Raw genomic sequence first — 25,167 nt, 5'->3', positions numbered from 1 at the left:
CCTAGAACAGTGAGATGGGTGTGATGATGTCGGCGAGTATGAGGACGACACCGCCGAGGAGCAGGAAGCCCCCGACAAGGTAGGCGACGGGCAGCATCCGGGCTGTGTCGACGGCCCCGGGATCGGGGCGGCCTCGCAGCCTGTTGACGCCACGGCGCAGCCATTCGTAGATGGCACCGGCTATGTGTCCACCATCCAGTGGCACGAGCGGTACGAGATTCAGCAGTGCAACAAACAGGTTGATGCTTCCGAGGAGGGACATCCAACTGGCCGCTCGGTCGGGCACGGGGATCCGTGTCTCGACGCTCAACTCCCCAGCCACCCGGCTTGCACCGACGATGGAGATGGGGCTGTTGACGTCGCGCGGCTGCCCCGTGACAAGGTCAACACCGACGTTCCAGATCCGTACGGGGAAGCTCGCCAGGGCGACCACGGACATCTTGGTCATGTCCCACATCTGGCTGGCGGTGGCACCCACCCCACCCCGGGCCAGTTCGTTGGTGGGTGACACACCGAAGAACCCGGCCTCAAGCGTCTTGGTGGGGTCAAGTCGGTCGGCCACTGCCGTGACGACGGTGTGGGTGGGGGCAAGCTCGACGCGCTGGCCGTCGCGTTCGACAACCACGCGGGCCTCCTGATCACGGTTGTCGCGGATGAGGTCGCCCATCTGCTCCCAACTGGTCAGGGGGACGCCGTTGAACGACACAAGATGGTCACCCACCCGCACCCCGGAGGCCGCTGCCGGCGTTGGGGGGTCCTGCTCGGTGCACTTCTTGACCTCGCGGTCGGCCGGGACGATGCAGTCACTGACGGTACTGACCACCAGTGTGGGCTGGTAGGTCCCGTGGAACAGGTTGATGCCGAGGAATATGACGAACGCCAGGAAGATGTTCATGGCGGGCCCGCCCAGCATCACGATGATGCGCTGCCACACAGGCTTCTGGTGGAACAGGCGACCGGCGTCTGCTGCGGTGATCTGCTCGTACTCGACGCTGCGCGCGTCGTCGGCCATCCGGCCCAGCCAGCCCTTCCTCCCACTCCGCTCCGGCGGGTACATGCCCAGCAGGCGCACGAAGCCTCCGAGCGGGAAGGCCTTGATGCCGTACTCGGTCTCCCCACGCTTCGTGGACCACAGGGTCTTCCCGAAGCCGATGAAGTACTGCGGCACCCGCACCCCGAAAATCTTCGCCGGGATCAGGTGGCCCACCTCGTGCAGTGCGATCGAGGCCATGATGAGGACGAAGAACAGGATGGCGAAGACGATGACCAGGAAAGTCGTCATGGACGCTCCCCCACGAGTTCGGCGGCGCGGCGGCGACCCCAGGCATCTGCGGCAAGGACGGCGTCAATGTCCATGTCGGCGTCGCCCACGTGTCCCTCGGTGAGGTGCTCGTCGAGGCAGCGCCCGATGATGTCAACGATCCCCGTGAAGGGGATGCGACCCTCACTGAACGCGTCGACGCAGGCCTCGTTGGCGGCGTTGTAGACAGCCGGGGCGGTCCCGGACGACTTCCCGGCGCGGCGTGCCAGGCGCACGGCGGGGAAGGTGTCGTCGTCGAGGGGCTCGAACGTCCACGTGGCGGCCTTCGTCCAGTCGCAGGCAGCCGCCGCCCCCGGGAGGCGGTCGGGCCAGGTGAGGGCCAGCCCGATGGGCAGACGCATGTCAGGTGGTGATGCCTGCGCCAGCGTGGAGCCGTCCACGAACTCGACCATGGAATGCACCACGGACTGCGGGTGCACCACCACGGTGATGTCGTCGAGTGCAACTCCGTAGAGGAGGCCCGCCTCCAACAGCTCCAGGCCCTTGTTGACGAGGGTGGCGGAGTTGATGGTGATGACACGGCCCATGTCCCATGTGGGGTGGGCCATGGCCTGCTCGGGTGTCACATGGGCGAGCTCGGCGGTGCTCCGCCCACGGAACGGGCCTCCGGAGGCCGTGAGGATGAGCCGGCGGACCTCGTCGGCCCGGCCGCCACGCAAGGCCTGGGCGAACGCGGAGTGTTCGGAGTCGACCGCGACGAGTTGCCCTGCGGCGGCCGCATCGATGACGAGTCGGCCGCCGATCACCAGCGACTCCTTGTTCGCCAGCGCCAACGTGGTCCCTGCGGCGAGGCAGGCGAGCGTTGGGCGCAGCCCGGCTGCGCCGGTGACGGCATTGACGACGACGTCGGCGTCCATGGCTGCCATCTCGGTGGCGGCGTCGGGGCCGAGGAGGAGCTTCGGGAGTTCGGTCTCCCCCAGACTCCACCCACGCAGGTCCGCCTCGGCGTAGAGCGCCTGCATGAGGTCACGCGCGGAGGACGCCTTCGCCAGGGCCACCACTGAGGGCCGGAAGTCGGCGATCTGTTGCGCCAGCAATTGGGTGTGCGATCCGGAGGCCGCGAGACCCACCACGTCGAAGGCGTCGCGTCGGGAACCGATGACGTCGAGGGTCTGGGTACCAATGGAGCCGGTGCTCCCCAACAGAATGACTTTGCGCACCGGTCCAGTCTCCCACGCCGATCAACAGGCTCCGCCACCCTGGACGGCCACGTTCTCCGGCGGTCCAGACGCCGCTTCCCCACCCCGCACCGTCACGAGAATCGACGGTATTTTCCCGCGACCGGCGGATCGGTAGTGGCGGGTACGAAAAAAGGGGCCGGGCGATGGCCCGGCCCCTCCCCTGGTGCCGCGGTCGCTCAGACCAGCCCGAAGGCAGTCATCGCGTTGGCAACCTTGATGAAACCGGTGATGTTGGCGCCCGCAACGTAGTCGCCCGGCACCCCGTACTCCTCGGCTGTGGCGGCGCACATGTCATGGATGTTGACCATGATCTCGGTGAGCCTGTTCTCGGTGTGTTCGAAGGTCCAGGAGTCACGCATGGCGTTCTGCTGCATCTCGAGACCGGAGGTGGCGACGCCCCCGGCGTTGGCGGCCTTGCCCGGCGCGAAGAGCACGCCAGCACGCTGGAACGTGGCGGTGCCCTGGGGGGTGGTGGGCATGTTGGCGCCCTCAGCGACCACCTTCACGCCGTTCTTGACGAGCGTGGTGGCCTGCTGCCCGTCGAGCTCGTTCTGGGTGGCGCAGGGCAGCGCCACGTCGACGGGGACGTCCCAGATGCAGCCGTTCGTCGACACGCGGGCGCCGGGGCGGCGCGCGGCGTAGTCGGCAACGCGTCCGCGCTCGATCTCCTTGATCTGCTTCAGCAGGTCCAGGTCCACGCCGTCCTCATCCACGACGTAGCCGCTGGAGTCGGAGAAGCCGATGACCGTCCCGCCGAGCTGGTGCACCTTGTCGATGGCGTAGATGGCGACGTTTCCGGAGCCGGAGACCGTGACCCTCTTGCCGTCGAAGCTCTCGCCGCGCGTCTTCAACATCTCGTTGGCGAAGACGACGGTGCCGTAGCCCGTCGCCTCCGGACGCACGAGGGAACCGCCCCAGTCGAGGCCCTTGCCTGTGAGGACAGCGGACTCGTAGCGGTTGGTGATGCGCTTGTACTGGCCGAACATGAAGCCGATCTCCCGGCCACCCACACCGATGTCACCGGCGGGGACGTCGGTGTACTCGCCGAGGTGGCGGTACAGCTCGGTCATGAACGACTGGCAGAAACGCATGACCTCGTTGTCGGTCTTGCCATGGGGATCGAAGTCCGAGCCGCCCTTGCCGCCGCCGATGGGGAGGCCGGTCAGGGAGTTCTTGAAAATCTGCTCGAAACCCAGGAACTTGACGATGCCCAGGTAGACGCTCGGGTGGAAGCGGAGACCGCCCTTGAAGGGACCCAGTGCGGAGTTGAACTCGACGCGGAATCCGCGGTTGACCTGCACGGTGCCGGAGTCGTCCATCCACGGCACCCGGAAGATGATCTGGCGCTCGGGCTCGCAGATGCGCTCAAGCATCTTGGACTCGAGGTACTCGGGGTGCTTCTTGATGACGGGCTCGAGGCTCTCGAACACTTCGCGGACGGCCTGATGGAACTCGGCCTCTCCGGGGTTACGCGCCACAACAGACCCGTAAACACTCTCCAACGCTTGTTCCATGGTGCTCCTCGACCTATACGGCAAACACAGCGATCGTAGCGATGCGGACCCCTCGCTGGAACATCCGGCCGTTTGTGGACAGATACGTCGATAGGATCTGCCCCCATGCACGCCACACCGTCCGGACCTGACTTCGAGCGTTCACCCGACCAGAAGGTCGTGCCCGGCGACTACCACGAACCGGAATCCCCCCGGTTGCCTCCGCCCCCCACACTGCTGGGGCGCCTCAGGTCAGCCATCCGGAAACCGAGCTCAGGGCGGCGCGGGCCAGGGTTCCGCAAGCCCAAGGGGTGGCGACAATGGACCGACACCGCACACCGGGCAGGTGGGGACACGACGTCGAGCCAGCGACCCACCGGTTACAACGCCCCCGGAGCCGATGGGGACACCGCGGCCTCCTGAGTCGGGGTCAGACGGTGTTGGACGCAGCCAACTGTCCGCAGGCGCCGTCGATCTCACTGCCACGGGTGTCGCGGAGGGTCACGGGCACGCCTCGGCGCTCCAGCGTGGCCACGAACGCTCGCTCGTCCTCCCGCCGCGACGCCGTCCACTTGGAGCCGGGGGTGGGGTTCAGCGGGATGAGGTTGACGTGGACCCAGCCCCAGTCGCCGCGCTTCTTCAGCACGTCGCACAGCATCTCGGCCCTTGCGACCTGGTCATTGATGTCGCGCATCAAGGCGTACTCGATGGAGACCCGACGCTTGGTGCGGCGCGCGTACTCCCAGGCAGCGTCCACGACCTCGTCGACCTTCCACCGGTTGTTGATGGGCACGATCTCGTCGCGGAGTTCATCGTCAGGCGCGTGGAGGGACACCGCCAGCGTCAGCGGAAGGCCCTCGTCCGTCAGTTGCTGGATCTTGTTGACGAGGCCGACGGTGGACACGGTGATTCCCCGGGCGCTCATACCGAAGCCGTTCGGCGACGGCTCCAGAAGCGTGCGGATGGAGCCCATCACCGCGTTGTAGTTGGCGAGCGGCTCCCCCATGCCCATGAACACGATGTTGTTGAGCCTGCCGGTCGTGCCGGGCACCTCACCGGCGGCCAGCATCTGGTTGGCTGCCAGCGCCTGGATGGTGATCTCCGCCTGGCTGAGGTTGCGTTTCAGTCCGCCCTGGCCCGTGGCGCAGAAGGGACAGGCCATCCCGCATCCTGCCTGCGACGAGATGCAGAGGGTGGAACGGCTGGGGTAGCGCATCAGCACGGATTCGAGCAGTGTCCCGTCGTGGAGCTTCCACAACGTCTTGATCGTTCTTCCCTTGTCAGCGGTGCGACGGGTCACGTGTTCCAACAGGTGGGGAAACAGCTGATCCTTGAGGTCGCCACGGATGGCCACGGGGATGTCGGACCAGAGCGTGGGATCGTCGGAGAGGTTGTCGAAGACGTGCCGGGAGATCTGGTCGGCGCGGAATGCCGGAAGACCCAGCGCAGCGGCGGCCTCCCGACGCTCTGCCGGGTCGAGGTCGAACCAGTGGCGCGGAGGTTTGCCACGACGGGGTGCGTCGAAGATGAGCGGGAGAAGTTTGGTGTTCATTCAGGCCCCCAGAGCCAGGTGGAGTACGAGCCAGCCGACGGGGACGGCAACCAGCATGGAATCGAGCCGGTCCATCACACCGCCATGGCCGGGCAGGAAGTTGGACATGTCCTTGATGCCAGCGTCGCGTTTGATGAGCGACTCGACGAGATCACCGAGGGTACCCCCCAACGACAGTGCAACCCCCATGATGAGGCCCACCCACCAGGTGGTGTCGAGCAGGAACACGCCCAGAAGCACCCCCGCCACGCCCGCAAACACGATGGAGCCGGCCAGCCCCTCCCAGGTCTTGCTGGGGCTGATGAGGGGCGCCAGCTTGTGCCGGCCCAGTTGCGACCCGACGGCGTAGGCACTCACGTCGGAGACCACGACGCAGGAGATGATGGCCACCAGCCGCATGGACCCGTTCTCCGCACCCAGGAGCAGCGGGACGAACACACCCATGAGCGGGATGTAGGCAACGATGAAGCCGCTGCCCGCCGCGTCGCGCATGAACCCTTCGGGACCCCTGGACAGGCGGGCGACCAGCGCCGCCAGCATCGTCCCGGCGGCGCAGACCATCACGAACGCGACGGGTGACAACCCGAACTGGAACAGTGACACGGCGTAGCCGCCGACGAAGCTGAGACCGGTCCCCACCAGGATGGGAAGGCGGCTGGCATGGATGCCCTTGCGTTGCAACGCCCTGTCGAGCTCCACCACTGCGAGACACAGGCCCAGGCCGATGACGGCCACGAACAGCCACGGGAGGAACAGGAGACCGCCAGCAACCGCTGCAAACGCCGCGACGCCCACTGCTATGGCAGCGGGAAGGTTCCTGCCGGTCGGGGGGTTGGACAAAGGGGTGCTGGCGGCCGTGGTCATCAGACTTCGCTGAGCTCGGTTTCCTTGTTCTTCAGGATCTCGTCGATGCTGTCGACGAACTTCTTCGTGGATGCGTCCATGGCCTTCTCGGCACGAACGAGGTCATCCTCACCGATCTCGGAGTCCTTCTCAAGCTTCTTCAGCTGGTCCAGGGCGTGACGGCGCACGTTGCGGATCACGACGCGGGCCTCCTCTGCCTTCGACCGGGCCATCTTGATGTATTCCTTGCGGCGCTCCTCCGTCAGCTGCGGCATCACGATGCGGATCGAGTTGCCGTCGTTGCCGGGGTTGACGCCGAGGTCGGCGTCACGGATGGCCTTCTCGATGGCGGTGATGGCGCTGCGGTCGAACGGGGTGATCAGCAGCGAGCGCGGATCCGTCGACGTGAACGTGGCCAACTGCTGCAGGGGGGTCGGGGCACCGTAGTACTCCGCCTGGATCCTGTTGAACATGGCGGGGTGCGCACGGCCGGTGCGGATCGACGCGAGATCCTCGCGTGCGAAGTCCACGGCCTGCTGCATCTTGGCCTGGGCGTCCTTCTGGGTTTCGGCGATCATGTCTGAGCGCGTTCCTTCCTCACAGGGGTTGGGTGTTCAACGGGACAGGGTGGTCCCGATGGCCTCACGGTTCACGACGCGGGAAATGTTGCCCGCCACCGAGAGGTTGAAGAAAACAATGGAGAGGTCGTTGTCGCGCGCCAGGGCGATGGCGGTGGCGTCGGCAACCTTGAGGTCCTCGCTGAGGAACTGGTCGTAGGTGAGGGTGTCGAACATCACCGCTGTGTGGTCGATGGCCGGGTCGGCGTTGTACACGCCGTCGACGCCTTGTTTACCCATCAGCAGCACCTCGGCACCGATCTCCAGCGCACGCTGCGCGGCGACGGTGTCGGTGGAGAAGTACGGCATGCCGGAGCCTGCCCCGAAGATGACGAGACGCCCCTTCTCGAGGTGACGCTCAGCGCGACGCGGAATGTAGGACTCCGCCACCTGGCCCATCGTGATGGCGGACTGGACGCGAGTCTCGATGCCCGCCTTCTCGCAGAAGTCCTGCAGCGCCAGACAGTTCATGACGGTGCCCAGCATGCCCATGTAGTCGGCTCGGTCGCGGGCCATGCCGCTGCGGCTCAGTTCCGCACCGCGGAAATAGTTGCCTCCCCCGACGACGACTGCAACCTGGGTGCCGCCACGGACAACCTGGGCGATCTCGTTCGCGATGCCCTGGACCACCACGGGGTCCACACCGAGCTTGCCGCCACCGAAGACCTCACCGGAGAGCTTCAGCAGGACACGTTTGTAGGGCTTGCTCATGAGCGCCTTTCGTTCGCGGTTTTCGCCACCCTATCGGTTACAGGGGGTACGTAGACGTGACCGACGGCGCACCGCCGCGAGGAATCCCGCAGCAGTACGCCGTCACAGTGTCGTCCAGTGGGTCAGGCGCCCACGGCGAACCGTACGAAGCGGGTCACCTCGGCGTCGGCCACCTTGAGGAGGTCACCCACGGTCTTCTTGTCCTCCCACACGGCGGGCTGGTCAAGCAGCGCCACGTCCTTGAAGAACCCGCCCAGGCGTCCTTCAACGATGCGCGACATGGCCGCCTCAGGCTTGCCCTCCTCGCGTGCCGTGGCTTCGGCGATGCGCCGCTCGCTGTCGACGACATCGGCGGGCACCTCCTCGCGGGACACGAAGGTGGGGCTCATGGCGGCGATCTGCATGCTGACCTGGTGCGCGATCGTCTCGTCACCCCCGGTGTACTCGACGAGCACACCCACCTGCGGAGGCAGGTCGGCTGCGCGGCGGTGCAGGTACAGGTGGGCGGTGCCGTCAAAGTTGGCGACCGCTGTCAGGGAGAGGTTCTCCCCGAGCTTGGCACCCAGTTCCTTGATGGCGTTGTCGACGGTGCCCCCGTCCAGCGCGGCAGCGTTGGCGGAGGCCACGTCGGTGGCGCCGCTTTCGGCGACAGCCTCGACGATCTTGTTGGCAAGCCCCACGAACTCGGCGTTCTTGGCGACGAAGTCGGTCTCGGCTGCGAACTGGATGAGGATGCCGTCACGGCCAGCCACGATGCCATTGCTGGCCTCACGGTCGGCGCGCTTGGCCTGCTTGGCGAGGCCCGAGATGCGGAGACCCTCAATGGCCTGGGTGAAGTCACCGTCAGCCTCGGTCAGCGCCTTCTTGGCGTCCATCATCCCCGCGCCGGTCGCGTCGCGGAGCTTCTTCACGTCTGCGGCAGTGATTGCCATATGTATGTATCCGTCCCGTCTCGTGAAATCAGTTGGATTCGGTGGTCTCGGCGGCAGCCTCGACCTCGGTGGTCTGCTCGGCGGCAGGAGCGGCGTCGACCTCGGCCTCTGCTTCTGCAACGTCGGCGTCGGCGGCGGCTTCGCTCGTCACGGTCTCCGCAACGGGCTGCTCCTCCTCGACGGGGGCGTCTTCAGCCGGGGCTGCGTCGGCGGCCGGGGCTGCGTCGGCGGCCGGGGCTGCGTCCTCAGCCTTGGCCAGCAGTTCGAGCTCCCAGTCGGGCATGGGCTCGGCGGCGGTCTCTTCGCCGGAGCGTCCACTGGAGCGCTCCATGAGGCCGGCGGCCACGGCGTCGGCGATGATGCGGGTCAGCAGCGCGACGGAGCGAATGGCGTCGTCGTTGCCGGGGACCGCGTAGTCCACCTCGTCGGGGTCACAGTTGGTGTCGAGGATGCCGACGATGGGGATGTGCAGCTTGCGCGCCTCGTCGACTGCCAGGTGCTCCTTCTTGGTGTCGACGATCCAGACGGCCTGCGGGACGCGGCCCATGTCGCGGATACCACCGAGGGTGCGGTCGAGCTTGATCTTCTCGCGCTCGAGCTGCAGCAGTTCCTTCTTGGTGAGACCGCTGGCGGCGACGTCGGTGAAGTCGACACCCTCGAGCTCCTTGAGCCGCTGGATGCGCTTGGTCATGGTGTGGAAGTTGGTGAGCATTCCACCGAGCCAGCGCTGGTTGATGTAGGGCATGCCCACGCGCATCGCCTGCTCGGCGATGGCTTCCTGCGCCTGCTTCTTGGTGCCGACGAACAGCACCTGGCCGCCGCGGGCGACCGTGGACTTGACGAAGTGGTACGCCTTGTCGATGTACCCCAGCGACAGCTGGAGGTCAATGATGTAGATGCCATTGCGCTCGGTGAAGATGAAGCGCTTCATCTTCGGGTTCCAGCGGCGGGTCTGGTGTCCGAAGTGGACGCCGGACTCAAGGAGTTGGCGTGCGGTGACGACGGCCATGGCCGTTCCTTTCGCGGGCGTATGCTGCGCCCAGATGTCATGTGGGGCGAACCCCACGAGGTGGTTGTCCAGACCCCCGGAGGGGGCCTCCTGATGCGCCCGGTGATGGCACCCAAGCCGTACGGCTCACGGACCACGCGACCACCGGCGGTCTCCCGCGCAGCGCATGCGATGTCAACCGGAAATCACTTCCGGTTGCACCCGCGATCCTAGACGCTGCACCCCAGTGCGACCAACTCCGGGCCGTGGCCCTCTCCACAGGCACCGCCTCATCTGCGGTTCACACCACGGCACTGCCCACAGTGCACGGTATGCGAACCCTGACGGCTCTCCTGATTGTGTGCCTCATGCTCTGCAGCGCACCCATCGCGCGGGCAGCAGAGCTGGAGCTGTGGCCGCCAGTGCCGGGCAGACCTGTCGCGCTGTTCGACAGGGCCACATCGAGGTACTCGGCAGGCCACCGTGGCGTCGACCTCGCGGCGTTTGAGGGGGACGGCGTGCGGGCGGGAGCAGCAGGGGTCGTGTCATTCGCCGGCATGGTGGCGGGGCGTCCTGCGGTATCAGTGGACCATGGCGGCGGGGTACGCACCACCTATACGCCCGTCGTGTCGGCTGTGAGTGTGGGGCAGAGGGTGGAGCAGGGACAGCTGATCGGCGTCGTCGGCACGGATGACCACTGCCGCTCCATGTGTCTCCACTGGGGCCTGACAGACGGCCTGGACCACTTCGACCCCATGGCCCAACTGAGCATCCCGACCATTCGGTTGTTGCCGCAGGGCAGCACACCCCAGCCTCGTCCGCCGCGGGTGTCCGTGGTGCCGGGCGGCGGCAGGATGCCCGTGACGGGCCGTGCCAGTTCCCCGTTCGGGATGCGTGTCCACCCCATCACCGGTGCCCGGAAACTCCATGACGGCACCGACATCGCCGCACCGTGCGGCACCCCCGTGACCGCCCCCTGGCCCGGACGGGTGGTGGGTGCCGCCTTTCATTCCGCCTACGGCTACAGGGTGATCATGGAGCACGACGGCCTCCGCACCGCCTACGCCCACCTCCGCGGGTTGGAGGTGCACGTCGGAGATGAACTGGCGGCGGGCACCCGCCTGGGAGCCGTGGGGTCAACGGGCCTGTCCACCGGCTGCCACCTGCACTGGATGGCGTGGAGAAACGGGGCGCTCGTTGATCCGTTGACGCTGGTGTGACGCAACGGTCCGCCGCACTGACCCGGCGGCGGCCGCCGTGCGCCGGCACCGACGTGCACGACAGCATCAGGCCCTGGGGTGGGCCTGCCGGAAAGCGGCGCGCAGGCGCTCGGCCGACACATGCGTGTACAGCTGTGTGGTGGCCACGGAAGCGTGACCGAGAATCTCCTGCACACTGCGGAGGTCCGCGCCGCCCTCCAGCAGGTGGGTGGCCATGGCATGGCGGAGCCCATGGGGACCCACTTCTGCACCGCCGGCGCGCGTCGCCTCGTGCACCACCCGTCGAGCCACGCGGGCATCGATCCTGCCACCCCGGGCACCGAGGAAGACCGCATTCGGGCTGTCGGCGGAGGCGACGGCGGGCCGCACCGCACGCCATGCGTCCAGCGCCCTGCGCGCCGGCGCACCGAGGGGCACCGACCGTTGCTTGTCGCCCTTGCCCACCACGCGCAGCAGGCCCCGGTCATCGTCCACGTCCGCGAGGTCCAGGGAGCACAGCTCGGCCACACGGATGCCCCCGCCGTAGAGCACCTCGAGGATCGCAAGATCCCGGACAGCCAGCGGCCCCTCATCGGCCCGCGCCTGCGTGGACTGCAGCGCCTCCTCCACATTCTTCTGCCCGGGCACCACTGGGAGGCGGCGGGAACGCTTCGGTGAGCGCAGCCGCACCGCCGGGTCCTCACCGATGAACTGCTGCTCACAGGCCCACGCGAAGAATCCCCTTGCCGCCGCCACCCTGCGCTGGATGGTGGAACTGGCCGCACCATCCTCCAGCAGCCCGGCAAGCCAGCCACGCAGGACCTGGAGCGTGACGTCGCGGACTGATTGGTCAAGGGATTCGGACATCTGCCGCAGGTCCGAGATGTAGGCGCGGACGGTGTTCGCGGACAGGTGCCTTCGCAGCGCGAGGTGATCGTCGTACTCGCGCAACAGTGCGTCCCAGTCACCCTCTGTCATGCGCCCAGTGTGCACCGACGGCATACTGGGTGCGGATATGAAGGCACAACAGGAGAAGCACATGGCAACAGACCTCACGACTGGCGGCACGGTTCGCCCCATCACACGCTGGGGAACCCCGGTCATGCACGCACCCACCCGGAAGGTGACGGAGTTCGGCGAGGAGCTGCACACGCTCGTGCGCGACATGTTCGCCACGATGCGGGCGGCCGAGGGGGTCGGTCTCGCCGCCACTCAGGTGGGGGTTGACCTCGCCGTCTTCGTCTACGAGTGCCCCGACGCCGACGACGTCATCCACACCGGCGTGGTGTGCAACCCCGAGGTGGAGCTGCCCACCGGCAAGGACCGCCAACTCGAGGCCGGCGACGAGGGATGCCTGTCACAGCCCGGCGGCTACCAGTCCCTGGCCCGACCCACCTGGGCGCGATGCGTCGGACAGGACGCCGACGGCAACCCGCTGGAACTCGAGGGCACCGGCTACCTGGCCCGCTGCTTCCAGCACGAGACGGATCACCTGAACGGCATAGTGTTCGGCGACCGCCTGTCCGCACGAGCCCGCCGCAAGCTTGACCAGCAGACAGCAGAGTTGGACTACCGCTACCCGGCCGACTGGCCGATCTCCCCCAAGGCCGCTGCGACGCCGTCGCCGGAGGACTCGACCTCGGAGAACGCAGTCAGCTAGGTGAGGAGGACCGGCACCCGTTGGTAGCCGCCCACGGGTGCCACCTCACGCTCGAGGGCATCGTGGGACGCGAGGTCAATGGAGCGCACCGACGAGATGAGCGCCTTCACGGCGACGCGCAGTTCCCACGTGGACAACAACCTGCCGGGGCACACGTGCTTGCCGATGCCGTAGACGATGTTGTCCGCAGCGTGCCCGCTGGGGTCGAACCGGTCGGCGTCGAACACCTCCTCGTCGCGGTTGGCCGAGGTCCAGTGCAGCTTGACCCGCGCCTGAGCCGGGATCTCCTGGCCCGCCACCGTGACCGGGCATGTGGTGATGCGACGGTTCGAGACGAAGGGGTCGTCGATGCGCAGGATCTCGTGGATGATGGAGTCCACCTCACTGTCGGTGGCGCCGAGCAGCCATTCGAGGAGCGGCGGTTCCTCGGCCAGATGGACCACGATCACTCCCACGCACAGGGCGATCGACCCCAGGTCCCCCCCTGTCCAGTTGCGCAGGATCGACACCAGTTCCGCCTCCGTGAGGCGGCGACCGTCCACCTCATCCCGGCACAGCCGGGTCGTCACATCATCCGGCGCGTCGCTGCCCGCAGCACGCCGGGGCAGCAGCACCGAGCGGATGATCTCGTCGAACTGGTCGGCCACGTCCGCCATCCAGGTGCGCTCCCCTGAGCGGGTGGCCGCATGATTGTCAGCCATCCACTCCAGCAGCCGGGGCTCGAGTTCCTGGGGCCAGCCCAACCAGGCGCACTGGGCGCGCACCGCAAAAACGGCACCGATGTCATTGACGGCGTCGAGCAGGACACCGCGTGGCAGTTCGTCGACCAGAGCCGCAGCGACCTCCTCGAAGACGGGGAGGAAGGGCGCCAGTGCCTCCTCGCTGAGGTGCCGTTCGATGACCTGTCTGAAGAGGGTGTGTTCCTCGCCGTCCAGCCCGTTGGGGACCTGGAGATACCGTGACACCGCGCTGGAGAAGGTGTCATGGTCCAGCGCGGCCGCCACGACGTCGGCGTGCCGCAGCAGCACCCACTCCCCCGCCACATTCCTCACCACGTCGTGGTGCGACCGGAGTTCATCGGTGTAGGCACGGTGGTCCCGGCCCACTGCGGACACCTCGTCGGGCATGTGGTCGGTCACGTGGGCTCCTCACCTCGGGGAACTTTCATCCCGTCACCATCGACGGTAGCGGCGACCGGCTGCGGAATGCACCCCGCGCCAGTAACTACAAGCCCGATGTGGTTCGATTCGTCCCATGGCGAACAAGGTCTCCGCTGACAGTCCGGCTGAACAAGCACTCCTGAAACTTGGACAATTTTTCACCCGTTGGGAGGAAACCGACGACGGCCGCGCCGTCTTCCGCGAGGGGGGCCGCGCTGGCGACGCCTTCTACCGCGAACGCTGGGCGCACGACAAGGTGGTGCGATCCACTCACGGCGTCAACTGCACGGGTTCCTGCTCCTGGAAGGTCTACGTCAAGGACGGGCTCATCACATGGGAGGCGCAGCAGACCGACTACCCGTCGGCCGGTGACGACCGCCCGGACTACGAGCCCCGCGGGTGCCCCCGCGGCGCCGCGTTCTCCTGGTACACCTACTCCCCCACACGGGTCCGCTACCCGTATGGCCGTGGCGTCCTCATCGAGATGTACAGGGAGGCCAAGGAGCGACTGGGCGATCCGGTGCTGGCCTTCGCAGACGTCGTGGGCGACCCGGAGCGACGCCGTCGCTACCAGCGGGCCCGCGGCAAGGGTGGCCTCGTGCGCATCGACTGGGACGAGGCGCTGGAGATCTCCGCCGCGTCCTACGTGCACACCATCAAGACCTACGGCCCCGACCGTCTCGTGGCGTTCTCCCCCATCCCGGCCATGTCCATGGTCTCCCATGCCATCGGCACCCGCTTCACCCACCTGCTGGGTGGCGCCATGACGTCGTTCTACGACTGGTACGCCGACCTCCCGGTGGCCAGCCCGCAGGTGTTCGGCGACCAGACCGACGTGCCGGAGTCCGGCGACTGGTGGGACGCCACCTACCTGATGATGTGGGGCTCCAACGTCCCCGTCACACGCACACCCGACGCCCACTGGATGGCCGAGGTGCGCTACCGCGGCACCAAGGTGGTCACGGTCGCACCCGACTACGCCGACAACGTCAAGTTCGCCGACGAGTGGTTGCCTGCCCAGGCGGGCACCGACGCCGCACTGGCGATGGCCATGGGACACGTCATCCTCAAGGAGAACTTCGTCGACAAGTCGGTGGAGTTCTTCGACGACTACGTCAAGAAGTACACCGACCTCGGCATGCTGCTCACGCTCGTGGAGCACCCCGACGGCCACGGCCTCACCGCGTCAAAGTTCCTGACAGCAGCCGACCTCCCAGAACACAAGGACGTGGAGGACCCCGGGTTCAAGACCATCATGTGGGACCGCACCACCGACGCGCCCGTGGTGCCGAAGGGCTCCATGGGCTTCCGCTACAGCGAGTCCGGGCAGGGCAACTGGAACCTCGACCTCGAGGACATCACACCGGCACTCAGCATGGCCGACGTCGCCGGCAGCGAGCCCACGGCACTGGTGCTCCCCTGCTTCGAGGATCCCCGAGGTGCCGGCACCATCCTGTCGCGCGGGGTGCCGGCCAAGCGTGTCGGTGAGCACCTGGTCACCACCGTGTTCGACCTGATGCTCGCGCAGTACGGCGTGGAGCGCCCCGGCATGCCCGGTGTGTGGCCGGCCGGCTACGACGACCCCACCGTGCCCTACACCCCCGCCTGGCAGGCCGAGATCACCTCCGTGCCCGCCGAGGCCTGCCTCCGCACGGCACGCGAGTTCGCCGCCAACAGCGCGGAGTCCAGGGGTCGCACCATGATCATCATCGGCGCCGGCATCTGCCACTGGTACCACGCTGATGCCACCTACCGTTCGATCATGTCGCTCCTGATGCTGACCGGATGCATAGGTCGCAACGGCGGTGGCTGGGCCCACTACGTGGGGCAGGAGAAGTGCCGGCCCATGACGGGCTGGTTCAACCTGGCCAACGCCATGGACTGGTCGCGCCCGCCGCGCACCATGATCGGCACCGCCTACTGGTACATGCACACGGACCAGTGGCGCACCGACGGTTTCTCCGCCGACGCCATCACTTCACCGCTGTCGCTGGGGCACCTCGACGGTGTGCACAACGCCGACGCCATCGCGAAGTCCGCGGCGCTCGGATGGATGCCCTTCTATCCGCAGTTCAACGAGAACCCCCTCGACCTGGCGGATGAGGCAACCGCCGCCGTCGAGGCCGGCGAGGCCCCTGACGTGGGCACCTACGTGGCCAGGCGGCTGAAGGACGGCTCCCTGCGCTCCTCGGTGGAGGACATCGACGCCCCCGAGAACTGGCCGCGCACCATGATCCTGTGGCGCTCCAACCTGTTCGGATCCTCCGCCAAGGGTGCCGAGTACTTCTCGAAGCACCTACTCGGCACGCACTCCAACCTCATGCCCAACCAGCACGGCGCAGACAAGCGCCCCTCAGTGGTCAAGTACAGGGAGGAGGACGTGGAGGGCAAGCTCGATCTGCTCATCAGTGCGGACTTCCGCATGACGTCGACCACCCTGCTCTCCGACATCGTGTTCCCGGCCGCCACCTGGTACGAGAAGTACGACCTCTCCTCCACGGACATGCACCCCTTCGTCCACGCGTTCACCCCCGCCATCGACCCGCCGTGGCAGGCACGCTCCGACTTCACGATCTTCGTGCAGCTCGCGGAGCGGATCAGCGAGATGGCGGTAACGCACCTCGGCGTCCGCAAGGACATCGTGGCCACCGCCCTCCAACACGACACCCCCGCCCAGGTGGCCAATCCCGGTGGCCGGGCCGCCGACTGGCGGGGCACGGACATCGAGGCCGTGCCCGGCAAGAACATGCCGGCTCTGCAGGTGGTGGAGCGCGACTACACGCAGATCGCCGCGAAGCTGACATCCGTGGGCCCGCTCGCTGACAGGCTGGGCTTCACGGTGAAGAACGTCACCTACGACGTCAAGGAGGCCGCTGCCGAACTGGGCAGGATCAACGGCACGGTCACTGGCGGCGTCGCTGACGGCAGGCCCACCATCCACAAGGACAACCTGTTCGCCGAGGCGGTCCTGATGTTCTCCGGCACCACCAACGGCAAACTCGCCACGCAGGGCTTCAGGGATCTGGAGACCAAGACGGGTCGCCAACTCGCGGACCTGTCCTCGGACGAGGAGAACCACCGCATCACGTTCGCCGACACCCAGGCTGCCCCGCAGCCGGTCATCACTTCTCCGGAGTGGTCCGGCTCGGAGAAGGGTGGCCGTCGGTATGCCGCGTTCACCATCAACGTCGAGCGGCTCAAGCCATGGCACACGCTGTCAGGGCGGATGCACTTCTACCTGGACCACGACTGGCTCATCGACGCGGGTGAGCAGCTTCCCATCTACCGTCCACCCCTGGACATGTCCCGGAACTTCGGCGAGCCCGAACTCGGCCCGAACGGCGAGAAGGCCATCACCCTGCGATACCTGACGGTGCACAACAAGTGGTCCATCCACTCCGAGTACCAGGACAACCTGCTGATGCTCTCACTCGGACGCGGCGGGCCGCAGGCCTGGCTCTCCGAGCAGGACGCGAAGGCCATACAGGTCAAGGACAACGACTGGATCGAGTGCACCAACGCCAACGGCGTCTTCGTGGCACGCGCCGTCGTGACGCACAAGCTTCCACCGGGCATCGCCTACATCCAGCATGCCCAGGAGCGCACCATCGACGTACCCAAGTCAGAGGCCACCGGAAAACGTGGAGGCATCCACAACTCCGTGACCCGGATCATGCTGAAACCCACACATCTGATCGGCGGGTACGCCCACCTGGCGTACGCGTTCAACTATCTCGGACCGACGGGGGTGCAACGGGACATCGTCTCCACCATCCGTCGCCGCAGCCAGGAGGTGACGTACTGATGCGAGTCATGGCACAAGTTGCGATGGTGATGAACCTCGACAAGTGCATCGGCTGCCACACCTGTTCCGTCACGTGCAAGCAGGCGTGGACCAACAGGGCCGGCACCGAGTACGTGTGGTTCAACAACGTGGAAACCCGCCCCGGGCAGGGCTACCCGCGCCGATACGAGGACCAGGAGAAGTGGAAGGGCGGCTGGGTGCGCACGGCCACCGGCGGACTGCGCCTGCGCAGCGGCGGCCGGTTCCAGAAGCTGCTGTCAATCTTCGCCTCCCCGGTCCAGCCCAAGCTGGACGACTACTACGAGCCATGGACCTACGACTACGAGAACCTCGTCTCAGCCCCGCTGAGCGACGACTTCCCCGTGGCCCGGCCCAAGTCCCTGATCACGGGCGAGGACACCAAGATCGAGTGGTCCGCCAACTGGGACGACTCGCTGGGGGGCACCGCGGAGACGCTGGCAAACGACCCCATCCTCCAGAAGCTTCGCAAGGACTCCGCCGAGCAGATCAAGCTCGAGTACGAGAAGTCCTTCATGTTCTTCCTGCCCCGGATCTGCGAACACTGTCTGAACCCGTCCTGCATGGCCGCCTGCCCGTCCGGCGCCATCTACAAGAGGGCCGAGGACGGCATCGTCCTGGTGGACCAGGACAAGTGCCGTGGCTGGCGGCAGTGCATCACCGGCTGCCCGTACAAGAAGATGTACTTCAACCACCGCTCCGGCAAGGCCGAGAAGTGCCACTTCTGCTATCCCCGCATCGAGGTTGGGCTGCCGACGGTGTGCTCCGAGACCTGCGTGGGCCGACTCCGCTACATCGGCATCATCCTCTACGACGCCGACGCCGTCACGAAGGCCGCTGCCGTCAAGGACGAGCAGAAACTCTACGAAGCGCAGCTGGACATCATGCTCGACCCGCACGATCCGGAGGTGATTGCCGCGGCCAAGCTCGGCGACATCCCCGACGAGTGGATCGAGGCCGCGCAGAAGTCCCCCGTCTATGCACTCATCAAGCACTTCAAGGTGGCCCTGCCTCTGCACCCGGAGTACCGCACCATGCCGATGGTCTGGTACATCCCGCCACTGAGCCCCGTCGTCGACCTCCTGCGCGAGCAGGGCCACGACGCCGAGGCCCCCGGCAACCTGTTCGGCGCCATCGACGCACTCCGCATCCCCGTGGAATACCTGGCGGAGCTGTTCACTGCCGGAGACGCCGACATCGTCACCCTGGTCCTGCAGAAGCTCGCCGCCATGCGCTCCTACATGCGCGGCGTCACGCTCCGCAACGAGCGCGATGAAAGCCTCGCGGAGGCCGTCGGTATGACGGGCAAGGCCATGGAGCAGATGTACCGGCTGCTGGCCATCGCCAAGTACGACGAGCGCTACGTGATCCCGCCCGCCCATCGCGACCAGGCGCACAACCTGGAGGAGATGGGCTGTTCACTGGAGGAAGAGGGCGGCCCTGGCATGGGCGGTTCCGGACCCTTCGGAGAAGCCTCCGGGGGCCCCGTACCGGTGGCCATCGAAAGCTTCAACGCTCTGCGGGACCGTGCGACCGCCGACACCGCGGCATCCTCGGAGTCACTCCGCGACCGCACCGGCGACACCAACTGGGACGGGAACTGATCCCATGACCCAACGCGGCATCGTCTACCAGGCGGCAAACCTGCTGCTCTGCTATCCCACCACCGAGTTGCTGGACCGGCTGGACCTCCTCCGCGAGGCCCTTGCCGGCACGGGCCTGGCCCATCACTTTCAGCCGTGGCTGGACCAACTGGCCACCAGGCCGCTCAACGAACTCCAGTCGAACTACATCCAGGAGTTCGACCTGTCCCGGCGGCACAGCCTGCACCTCAGTTACTGGTCGTGCGGCGACACCCGTCAGCGGGGAATGGAGTTACTGGGGTACAAGGACACCTTCAAGACCAGTGGCGTCGACCTCACCGGCAACGGGGAGTTGCCGGACTACCTCCCTGCCATCCTCGAATTCGCCGCCTGCATCGACGAGAAGGCTGGCTTCGAGCTGCTGCTGCGTCACCGCGCGGAGCTCGAGATGTTGCGCATCAGCGTGACGGATGACCACCTGCCCCAGGCCGGAGTCCTGACCGCCGTGTGCGCCACACTGCCCGGCACGTCGCCGGTGACGCGCGACGACGCCAAGGCCATGCTGAAGGCCACCGAGAAACCCGAGAGCGTCGGCCTGACGTTCCTCACAATGCTCCCCACACGTACCGGAGGCTGACATGGATGTGTTCCTGTGGGGCGTCCTGCCCTACCTGACGGCGGCGATCTTCTTCGGGGGATTGTGGTACCGCTACCGCTACGACCAGTTCGGCTGGACCACGCGCTCCTCCCAGCTGTACGAGTCGAAGATTCTGCGGATTGCCTCCCCCATGTTCCACTACGCGTTGTTCGTGGTGTTGGGTGGGCACCTCGTGGGCCTCTTCATCCCCAAGAACTGGACGGATGCCGTGGGGATCTCGCAGGAGATGTACCACCTCACGGCGCTGTCCCTCGGAATGGTGGCCGGCGTGGCCACGCTGCTGGGCATAGGGATGCTGATCTATCGCCGCCGCACCACCGGCCCGGTGTTCATGGCCACCACGAAGAATGACAAGGCCATGTACCTCGTGCTCGTCGGAGCGCTCGTGCTGGGCATGTGGGCGACGCTCACGGGTGACCACACAGCCACGGGCGAGCACCACAACTACCGCGAGACCGTCTCCGTCTGGTTCCGGTCGCTGTTCATCTTCCAGCCCAAGATCGCGGCCATGGCCGCATCCACCATCCAGTTCAAGATCCACATCCTCGTGGCCTTCCTCCTGTTCGCCTCCATGCCCTTCACCCGGCTGGTGCACGCCTTCACCGTGCCGCTGCACTTCTTCTTCCGGCCCTACATGATCTACCGCTCCCGTCCGAAGAGTGTCGAGAGCACCCACACGCACGGCCGCGGGTGGGACAAGATCGGAACGCCTGACCGGCAGAAGAAGGGCGACGACGTCTACAAGCCCTGACGTCCCGGCCCCTCCCCCACTCCCCCGCAAGTCTTTGACGAGAAAGAGAACCCGTGAGCACCACCACCCGATCCGGATCCGAATGGCTGACGTCATGGGATCCGGAGGACGAGGACAACTGGGACAAGAAGCTGGCGTGGGCCACCCTGTGGATCACCACGTTCACCCTCACCATGTGCTTCATCACATGGTTCCTTCCCAGCGCGATCATCCCGCAGCTCAATGCCATCGGCTACGAGTTCACGAAGTCGCAGTTGTACTGGATGGCCTCCATGCCCGGCCTCGCCGCCGGCCTGCTGCGGCTTCTGTGGATGGTGGTGCCCCCCATCCTCGGCACCCGCAAGATGGTCACACTCACCACCCTGCTGCTGATTTTCCCGCTGCTCGGGTGGGGCGTCCGGGTCATCGAACCGACGGCCCCCTACTGGGAGCTGATGGTGCTGTCATTCCTGGCAGGCATCGGCGGCGGCGCATTCTCCGGCTTCATGCCGTCCACGTCGTACTTCTTCCCGAAGCGTCTGCAAGGTGTCGCGCTCGGACTCCAGGGTGGTCTCGGAAACTTCGGCGTCTCCATCGTGCAACTGCTCACGCCCTGGCTCATCGGGTTCTCCATGCTGGCCTTCCTCGGCAACAGCCAGACCCTGGTCCAGGCCGGTAAGGAGAACCGCGAGGTCTGGTACCAGAATGCGGCGTTCGTCTGGATCCCCATCATCATCCTCGGCGCGATCCTGGCCTGGACGATGCTGAAGTCCGTGCCCATCAAGGCCAACATCCGTCAGCAGTTCGACATCTTCAAGAACCAGGACACATGGTGGATGACGTTGCTCTACATCATGACGTTCGGCACGTTCTCCGGCCTTGCCGCCCAGTTCGGGTTGCTGATGTCGAATCTGTACGGCGCCGGCAACCCTGACATCGTCACCGGTACCGGTGCCTCTGCCCGGATGCTGGTGGAGGGGTACCAACTGCCGGTGCCAGCCGCCTTCGTCTTCCTCGGTCCCCTTGTGGGGGCTGGTGCGCGCGTCCTGTTCTCACCGCTGACGGACCGCATGGGCGGCGCCATCTGGACCCTCATCTCAGGGATAGGCCTGGTGATCTCGATCTCGTTCACCATGACGGCGCTCGTCCCCGACACGTCGTCATCGGCGGCCCTCAGCGCCGGCTTCGCCAGATTCCTGTGGGGCATGCTGGCCATCTTCCTGTTCTCCGGCATCGGCAACGCCTCCACGTTCAAGCAGATGCCCATGATCTTCGAGCGCCGGCAGGCCGGCGGGGTCATCGGCTGGACGGCCGCCATCGCCGCCTTCGGCCCCTTCATCTTCGGTGTCGGTCTGGCGTTCGTCGGTGTCACGGTGTTCTACGGCATCGGCGTGGTGTGGGCCATCATGTGCATCGGCATCACATGGTGGCGCTACGCCCGGCCCGGTGCCGCGAAACCCTCCTGACGAGTACTCTCGCCCCCACGGGTTCCACATTCTGCTGAAAACCCCTCCGACTGGCGTTAGGCTCAGGGCCTCCACTGGCCCAACGATCGCGCCAGTCGTCAGGGGTTTTCCAACTCAAGAAGGTGGGACTTTTCTTGCTTCGCACACGCTCATTGGCGGTCCTCTCCGCCACAGCACTGGCCCTTTCGGGCCTGGGGGCCCTGGCCTCCACCACGACGGCACACGCCGCCCCGGCCTCCGACCTGATGTTCAGTGTCTACATCGAGGGCAGCGCCAACGAAAAGGCCATCGAGGTCTACAACCCGACGGCGGCAGCAGTCGACATGTCGGCGTACAGGATCAGCCTGTACGTCAACGGCAAGACCACGACGCAGGCCACTCTCGTTCCCGAGGGCTCGCTCGCGGCGGGCGGCTACTACGTCATCACCAACCCGCAGGCCGTCAAGGCCGACCTGGTGGCACAGAGCGACGTCACCTCGGGCGTGACGGCGTTCAATGGCAACGACGTCCTGACGCTCACCAAGGGCTCCGTCACCGTTGACTCCATGGGGCAACTGGGTGTCGACCCGGGCGCTGCAGGGTGGACGGCCAACGGCGTTTCCATGGTGAACATGACCCTGACGAAGAAGGCCTGCACGGTCGACACGGACCCGTCGGACGTTTATGACCCCTCGGTCGACTACGCGGCCGCTGCCATCGACGACTACACGACGCTCGGCACCCTGAAGTGCGACGCCGTGGAACCGACGGATCCCCCCACGGACCCCACGGACCCACCGGTCGAGGGCGTCACCCTCATCGGTACCGTGCAGGGTGAGGGCGACACCAGTCCCCTGGCCGGTGGGACCGTCACCGTGCAGGGCCACGTCGTGGGTTCCTTCCAGGGCGAGAACCAGTTCAGCGGCTACTACGTTCAGGACGCGGGCGACGATAACAGCGCCACGAGCGACGGCATCTTCGTGTACGCCCCCGGCGTGGCACCGCTGACCAACGGCACACACGTCGCCGTCACCGGCACCGTCAAGGAGGCCTTCGGCCAGACGCAGATCGACCAGAGCGCCGTCGTCGTGCAGGAGGATGCTGGCACGCCGCCAGCCGCCACCCAGCTCACCGTTCCGGTGCCGAACCCGGAGAGCGTTGAGGGCATGCTGGTCACGTTCCCTCAGAAGCTGACCATCCTGGAGTTCTTCCAGTACGGGCGCTTCGGTGAGATCGTCGTCGGCCCCGAGCGGCAGAACACCCCGACTGCGGTGCTGGACCCCGGCCCCGTTGCCGCGGCCCTGGCAGTGCAGAACGGCCAGCGTCGACTGATTCTCGACGACGGTCGCGGCAACCAGAACCCGACCCCTGCCATGCACCCCAACGGGAAGCCGTTCACCACCACGAACTTCTTCCGCGGTGGGGACAAGCTCATCGACGTCACCGGCATCATGAGCTACCGCAACAACGCCTGGAAGCTCCAGCCCACGGTTGGCGCCGGCTACACCAACTCCAACCCGCGGCCGAGCACACCCGTCGTGGGCGGTGACTTCACGGTCGCCTCCTTCAACGTGCTGAACTACTTCACCACTCTCACCAGCGAGAGCAAGGACGCCCGGGGTGCCGACAATGCGGAGGAGTTCGAGCGGCAGAGGATCAAGATCATCAAGGCCATGGCTGAGATCAACGCCGACGTCTTCGGGCTCATGGAGATCGAGAACAACGGTACGGCGGTGGAGAACCTGGTGAAGGGCCTCAACTCCGAGATGGGTGCAGAGACGTACAAGGCCGTCAACACCGGCGTGCTGGGCTCCGACGCCATCATCCAGGCCATCATCTACAAGCCCGCCACCACTGCGTTGGCCGGCAAATGGGCTGCCTACGACTTCATGGACCAGAAGAACCGGCCCAACCTGGTGCAGACGTTCACGCACAAGGCCTCCGGCGAGATGGTCAACGTCAGCATCAACCACCTGAAGTCCAAGGGGTCGGCGTGCGCTGGCGAACCTGACCTCGGCGACGGTGCAGGCAACTGCAACCTCACCCGCACCAAGGCCGCACAGGACATGAGCGCGTGGCTGGCCACCGACCCCACGGGTCAGAAGGCTGACCGCACCGTCATCATCGGCGACCTCAACTCCTACGACCACGAGGATCCCATCAAGGCCCTGGTGGCGGCCGGCTATACCGACATGATGAAGCAGTTCGGTGGGGAGTACGCCTACAGCTACGTGTTCGACGGCCAGATTGGCTATCTCGACCATGCCCTGGCCAACGACGCAGCCCGCGGCGACATCACGGGTACCGCCGCATGGCACATCAACGCCGACGAAGCGACGCTGTTCGACTACGAACTGGACTTCAAGGCACCTGCCGAGCAGAACCTGTGGCAGGCCAACCCCTACCGCAGCTCCGACCACGACCCCGTGATCATCGGCCTGCAAATGGGCGACGTGGTCACCCCGGAGCCCACCCCGGCTCCGACGGTCACCGTCACGGCACAGCCCTCGCCTGCGCCGACCGTGACCGTCACGGCCACGCCGGCGCCGCCCACGGGTGACCTTTACGAGACGCCCGGTTTCCACTACGTCAACGGTCGCAAATGGATGACGACCTGTGAGCCCTACTCGGTGACGGTCCGTTGTTGGACCTACATCTGGGGCACCCAGGTGCAGTACACGGGCGGCCAGTTCGTGAAGGTCAATGGATGGCTGTTCAACAACCTGACCTATGTGGCAGCGCCGCGCAGCGTCTGGAAGGACAATAAACTGGCCTACGACAACAGCTGGACCGCCGCGGATGGTCGCAGGTGGCGCACAGAGTGTGAGACCGCGCTGACCGGCCGCAACGGCTGCCGCAGCTGGGCGGAGGCCACGGTGATCGAGCCCACCGGCTCCGGTTACGCTCTGGTCAAGAAGTTCGTGTTCAACAACATCGTGCGCTTCAGCAACTGACGCTGGGGTTGATGCGCGAAGCGGGGGTCGGCCACCAGGCCTGCCCCCGCTCCGCGTTGCAGTACGAACGAAAGCCAGCTGCCCCTCGATGCACCGCCGGTTCGTCCCTCACCGAAGGCGCTCAGCTATTCGGCCGTTCCGGCACCGTGGGGTGGGAAGGCTGCGCTGTCACGTGAGGGAACCTCAAATACTCCGCGACGGAGGAGCAGGGCACCGCAATGTGCCTCCTGAGTGGCCCCGCGACGAATCAGCCGGGCATATCGAAGGACCCCTCCACACCCCACCAGCCCTTCGAAACACCGTCCATTCGTGACTCT

The 25,167-nt window shown here is 66.3% G+C and carries 20 protein-coding genes; 9 read left to right on the top strand and 11 right to left on the bottom strand.

Going from position 1 to position 25,167, the window contains the following annotated elements; all coding sequences use genetic code 11:
• Position 1: 1 nt before the first annotated feature.
• The 3 genes from EAX62_RS08470 to gdhA all read right to left on the bottom strand — a co-directional run bounded on the left by EAX62_RS08470 (position 2) and on the right by gdhA (position 4,016).
• The gene (locus tag EAX62_RS08470; RefSeq protein ID WP_121901252.1) at positions 2 to 1,282 is read right to left on the bottom strand and encodes a M50 family metallopeptidase; all 1,281 of its coding nucleotides are present in this window, start codon (positions 1,280 to 1,282) and stop codon (positions 2 to 4) included.
• Positions 1,279 to 2,481, bottom strand: coding sequence for a 1-deoxy-D-xylulose-5-phosphate reductoisomerase (dxr, locus tag EAX62_RS08465; protein WP_121901251.1), 1,203 nt, complete (start codon positions 2,479 to 2,481; stop codon positions 1,279 to 1,281). The genes EAX62_RS08470 and dxr overlap by 4 nt, the downstream gene beginning before the upstream one ends.
• Before the next feature lie 197 nt (positions 2,482 to 2,678).
• Positions 2,679 to 4,016: an NADP-specific glutamate dehydrogenase gene (gene gdhA, locus EAX62_RS08460; protein ID WP_121901250.1), complete on the bottom strand. Its 1,338-nt coding sequence runs from the start codon at positions 4,014 to 4,016 to the stop codon at positions 2,679 to 2,681.
• Between the two features lie 105 nt (positions 4,017 to 4,121).
• Between gdhA and EAX62_RS16545 the strand changes: the two genes are divergently transcribed.
• A complete protein-coding gene (locus EAX62_RS16545; protein WP_147454066.1) occupies positions 4,122 to 4,418 on the top strand; it encodes a hypothetical protein in 297 nt (98 codons plus the stop codon).
• Positions 4,419 to 4,425: 7 nt separating this feature from the next.
• On the opposite strand, the gene rlmN is transcribed toward EAX62_RS16545, so the two are convergent.
• The 6 genes from rlmN to rpsB all read right to left on the bottom strand — a co-directional run bounded on the left by rlmN (position 4,426) and on the right by rpsB (position 9,659).
• Positions 4,426 to 5,547 (bottom strand): 23S rRNA (adenine(2503)-C(2))-methyltransferase RlmN, encoded by a 1,122-nt coding sequence (rlmN, locus tag EAX62_RS08455; protein WP_121901249.1) that lies wholly within the window; start codon positions 5,545 to 5,547, stop codon positions 4,426 to 4,428.
• Complete coding sequence (locus EAX62_RS08450; protein ID WP_121901248.1) at positions 5,548 to 6,411, bottom strand: phosphatidate cytidylyltransferase; 864 nt, start codon at positions 6,409 to 6,411, stop codon at positions 5,548 to 5,550.
• On the bottom strand, positions 6,411 to 6,968 hold the full coding sequence (frr, locus tag EAX62_RS08445; RefSeq protein ID WP_121901247.1) for a ribosome recycling factor: 558 nt from the start codon (positions 6,966 to 6,968) through the stop codon (positions 6,411 to 6,413). The genes EAX62_RS08450 and frr overlap by 1 nt, the downstream gene beginning before the upstream one ends.
• A 36-nt stretch (positions 6,969 to 7,004) precedes the next feature.
• On the bottom strand, positions 7,005 to 7,718 hold the full coding sequence (gene pyrH / locus EAX62_RS08440; protein WP_121901246.1) for a UMP kinase: 714 nt from the start codon (positions 7,716 to 7,718) through the stop codon (positions 7,005 to 7,007).
• A gap of 122 nt (positions 7,719 to 7,840) precedes the next feature.
• Positions 7,841 to 8,650, bottom strand: coding sequence for a translation elongation factor Ts (gene tsf, locus EAX62_RS08435; protein ID WP_121901245.1), 810 nt, complete (start codon positions 8,648 to 8,650; stop codon positions 7,841 to 7,843).
• A 28-nt stretch (positions 8,651 to 8,678) separates the two neighbouring features.
• Complete coding sequence (rpsB, locus tag EAX62_RS08430; RefSeq protein WP_121901244.1) at positions 8,679 to 9,659, bottom strand: 30S ribosomal protein S2; 981 nt, start codon at positions 9,657 to 9,659, stop codon at positions 8,679 to 8,681.
• A gap of 311 nt (positions 9,660 to 9,970) precedes the next feature.
• Between rpsB and EAX62_RS08425 the strand changes: the two genes are divergently transcribed.
• A complete protein-coding gene (locus EAX62_RS08425; RefSeq protein WP_147454065.1) occupies positions 9,971 to 10,858 on the top strand; it encodes a M23 family metallopeptidase in 888 nt (295 codons plus the stop codon).
• Positions 10,859 to 10,924: 66 nt separating this feature from the next.
• Here the strand turns inward: EAX62_RS08425 and EAX62_RS08420 are convergent, their stop codons facing one another.
• On the bottom strand, positions 10,925 to 11,854 hold the full coding sequence (locus EAX62_RS08420) for a tyrosine recombinase XerC (RefSeq protein WP_407703323.1): 930 nt from the start codon (positions 11,852 to 11,854) through the stop codon (positions 10,925 to 10,927).
• Positions 11,855 to 11,876: 22 nt separating this feature from the next.
• Here EAX62_RS08420 and def point away from each other — a divergent pair, with 22 nt between their 5' ends.
• The gene (gene def, locus EAX62_RS08415) at positions 11,877 to 12,497 is read left to right on the top strand and encodes a peptide deformylase (RefSeq protein ID WP_121901761.1); all 621 of its coding nucleotides are present in this window, start codon (positions 11,877 to 11,879) and stop codon (positions 12,495 to 12,497) included.
• On the opposite strand, the gene EAX62_RS08410 is transcribed toward def, so the two are convergent.
• Positions 12,494 to 13,636, bottom strand: a complete 1,143-nt coding sequence (locus EAX62_RS08410; protein WP_199711211.1) for a cytochrome P450 — start codon at positions 13,634 to 13,636, stop codon at positions 12,494 to 12,496. The two genes, def and EAX62_RS08410, sit on opposite strands and share 4 nt — an antisense overlap.
• A 115-nt stretch (positions 13,637 to 13,751) precedes the next feature.
• Between EAX62_RS08410 and EAX62_RS08405 the strand changes: the two genes are divergently transcribed.
• From EAX62_RS08405 to EAX62_RS08380, 6 genes are all read left to right on the top strand, one after another.
• Positions 13,752 to 17,462: a nitrate reductase subunit alpha gene (locus tag EAX62_RS08405; protein ID WP_121901241.1), complete on the top strand. Its 3,711-nt coding sequence runs from the start codon at positions 13,752 to 13,754 to the stop codon at positions 17,460 to 17,462.
• A complete protein-coding gene (gene narH / locus EAX62_RS08400; protein WP_121901240.1) occupies positions 17,462 to 19,084 on the top strand; it encodes a nitrate reductase subunit beta in 1,623 nt (540 codons plus the stop codon). The genes EAX62_RS08405 and narH overlap by 1 nt, the downstream gene beginning before the upstream one ends.
• 4 nt (positions 19,085 to 19,088) lie before the next feature.
• Positions 19,089 to 19,700, top strand: a complete 612-nt coding sequence (narJ, locus tag EAX62_RS08395) for a nitrate reductase molybdenum cofactor assembly chaperone (protein WP_121901239.1) — start codon at positions 19,089 to 19,091, stop codon at positions 19,698 to 19,700.
• 1 nt (position 19,701) lies between these two features.
• Entirely contained in the window at positions 19,702 to 20,472 is a 771-nt protein-coding gene (gene narI / locus EAX62_RS08390) for a respiratory nitrate reductase subunit gamma (RefSeq protein WP_121901238.1), read from the top strand.
• Between the two features lie 53 nt (positions 20,473 to 20,525).
• Positions 20,526 to 21,917, top strand: coding sequence for an MFS transporter (locus EAX62_RS08385; RefSeq protein WP_121901237.1), 1,392 nt, complete (start codon positions 20,526 to 20,528; stop codon positions 21,915 to 21,917).
• A gap of 134 nt (positions 21,918 to 22,051) precedes the next feature.
• Entirely contained in the window at positions 22,052 to 24,850 is a 2,799-nt protein-coding gene (locus EAX62_RS08380) for an ExeM/NucH family extracellular endonuclease (protein ID WP_147454064.1), read from the top strand.
• Positions 24,851 to 25,167: the final 317 nt, after the last annotated feature.

The sequence above is a fragment of the Tessaracoccus antarcticus genome, assembly GCF_003688855.1.
GTDB lineage: Bacteria > Actinomycetota > Actinomycetes > Propionibacteriales > Propionibacteriaceae > Arachnia > Arachnia antarctica.
This window is presented reverse-complemented; position numbering and strand designations above follow the sequence as displayed.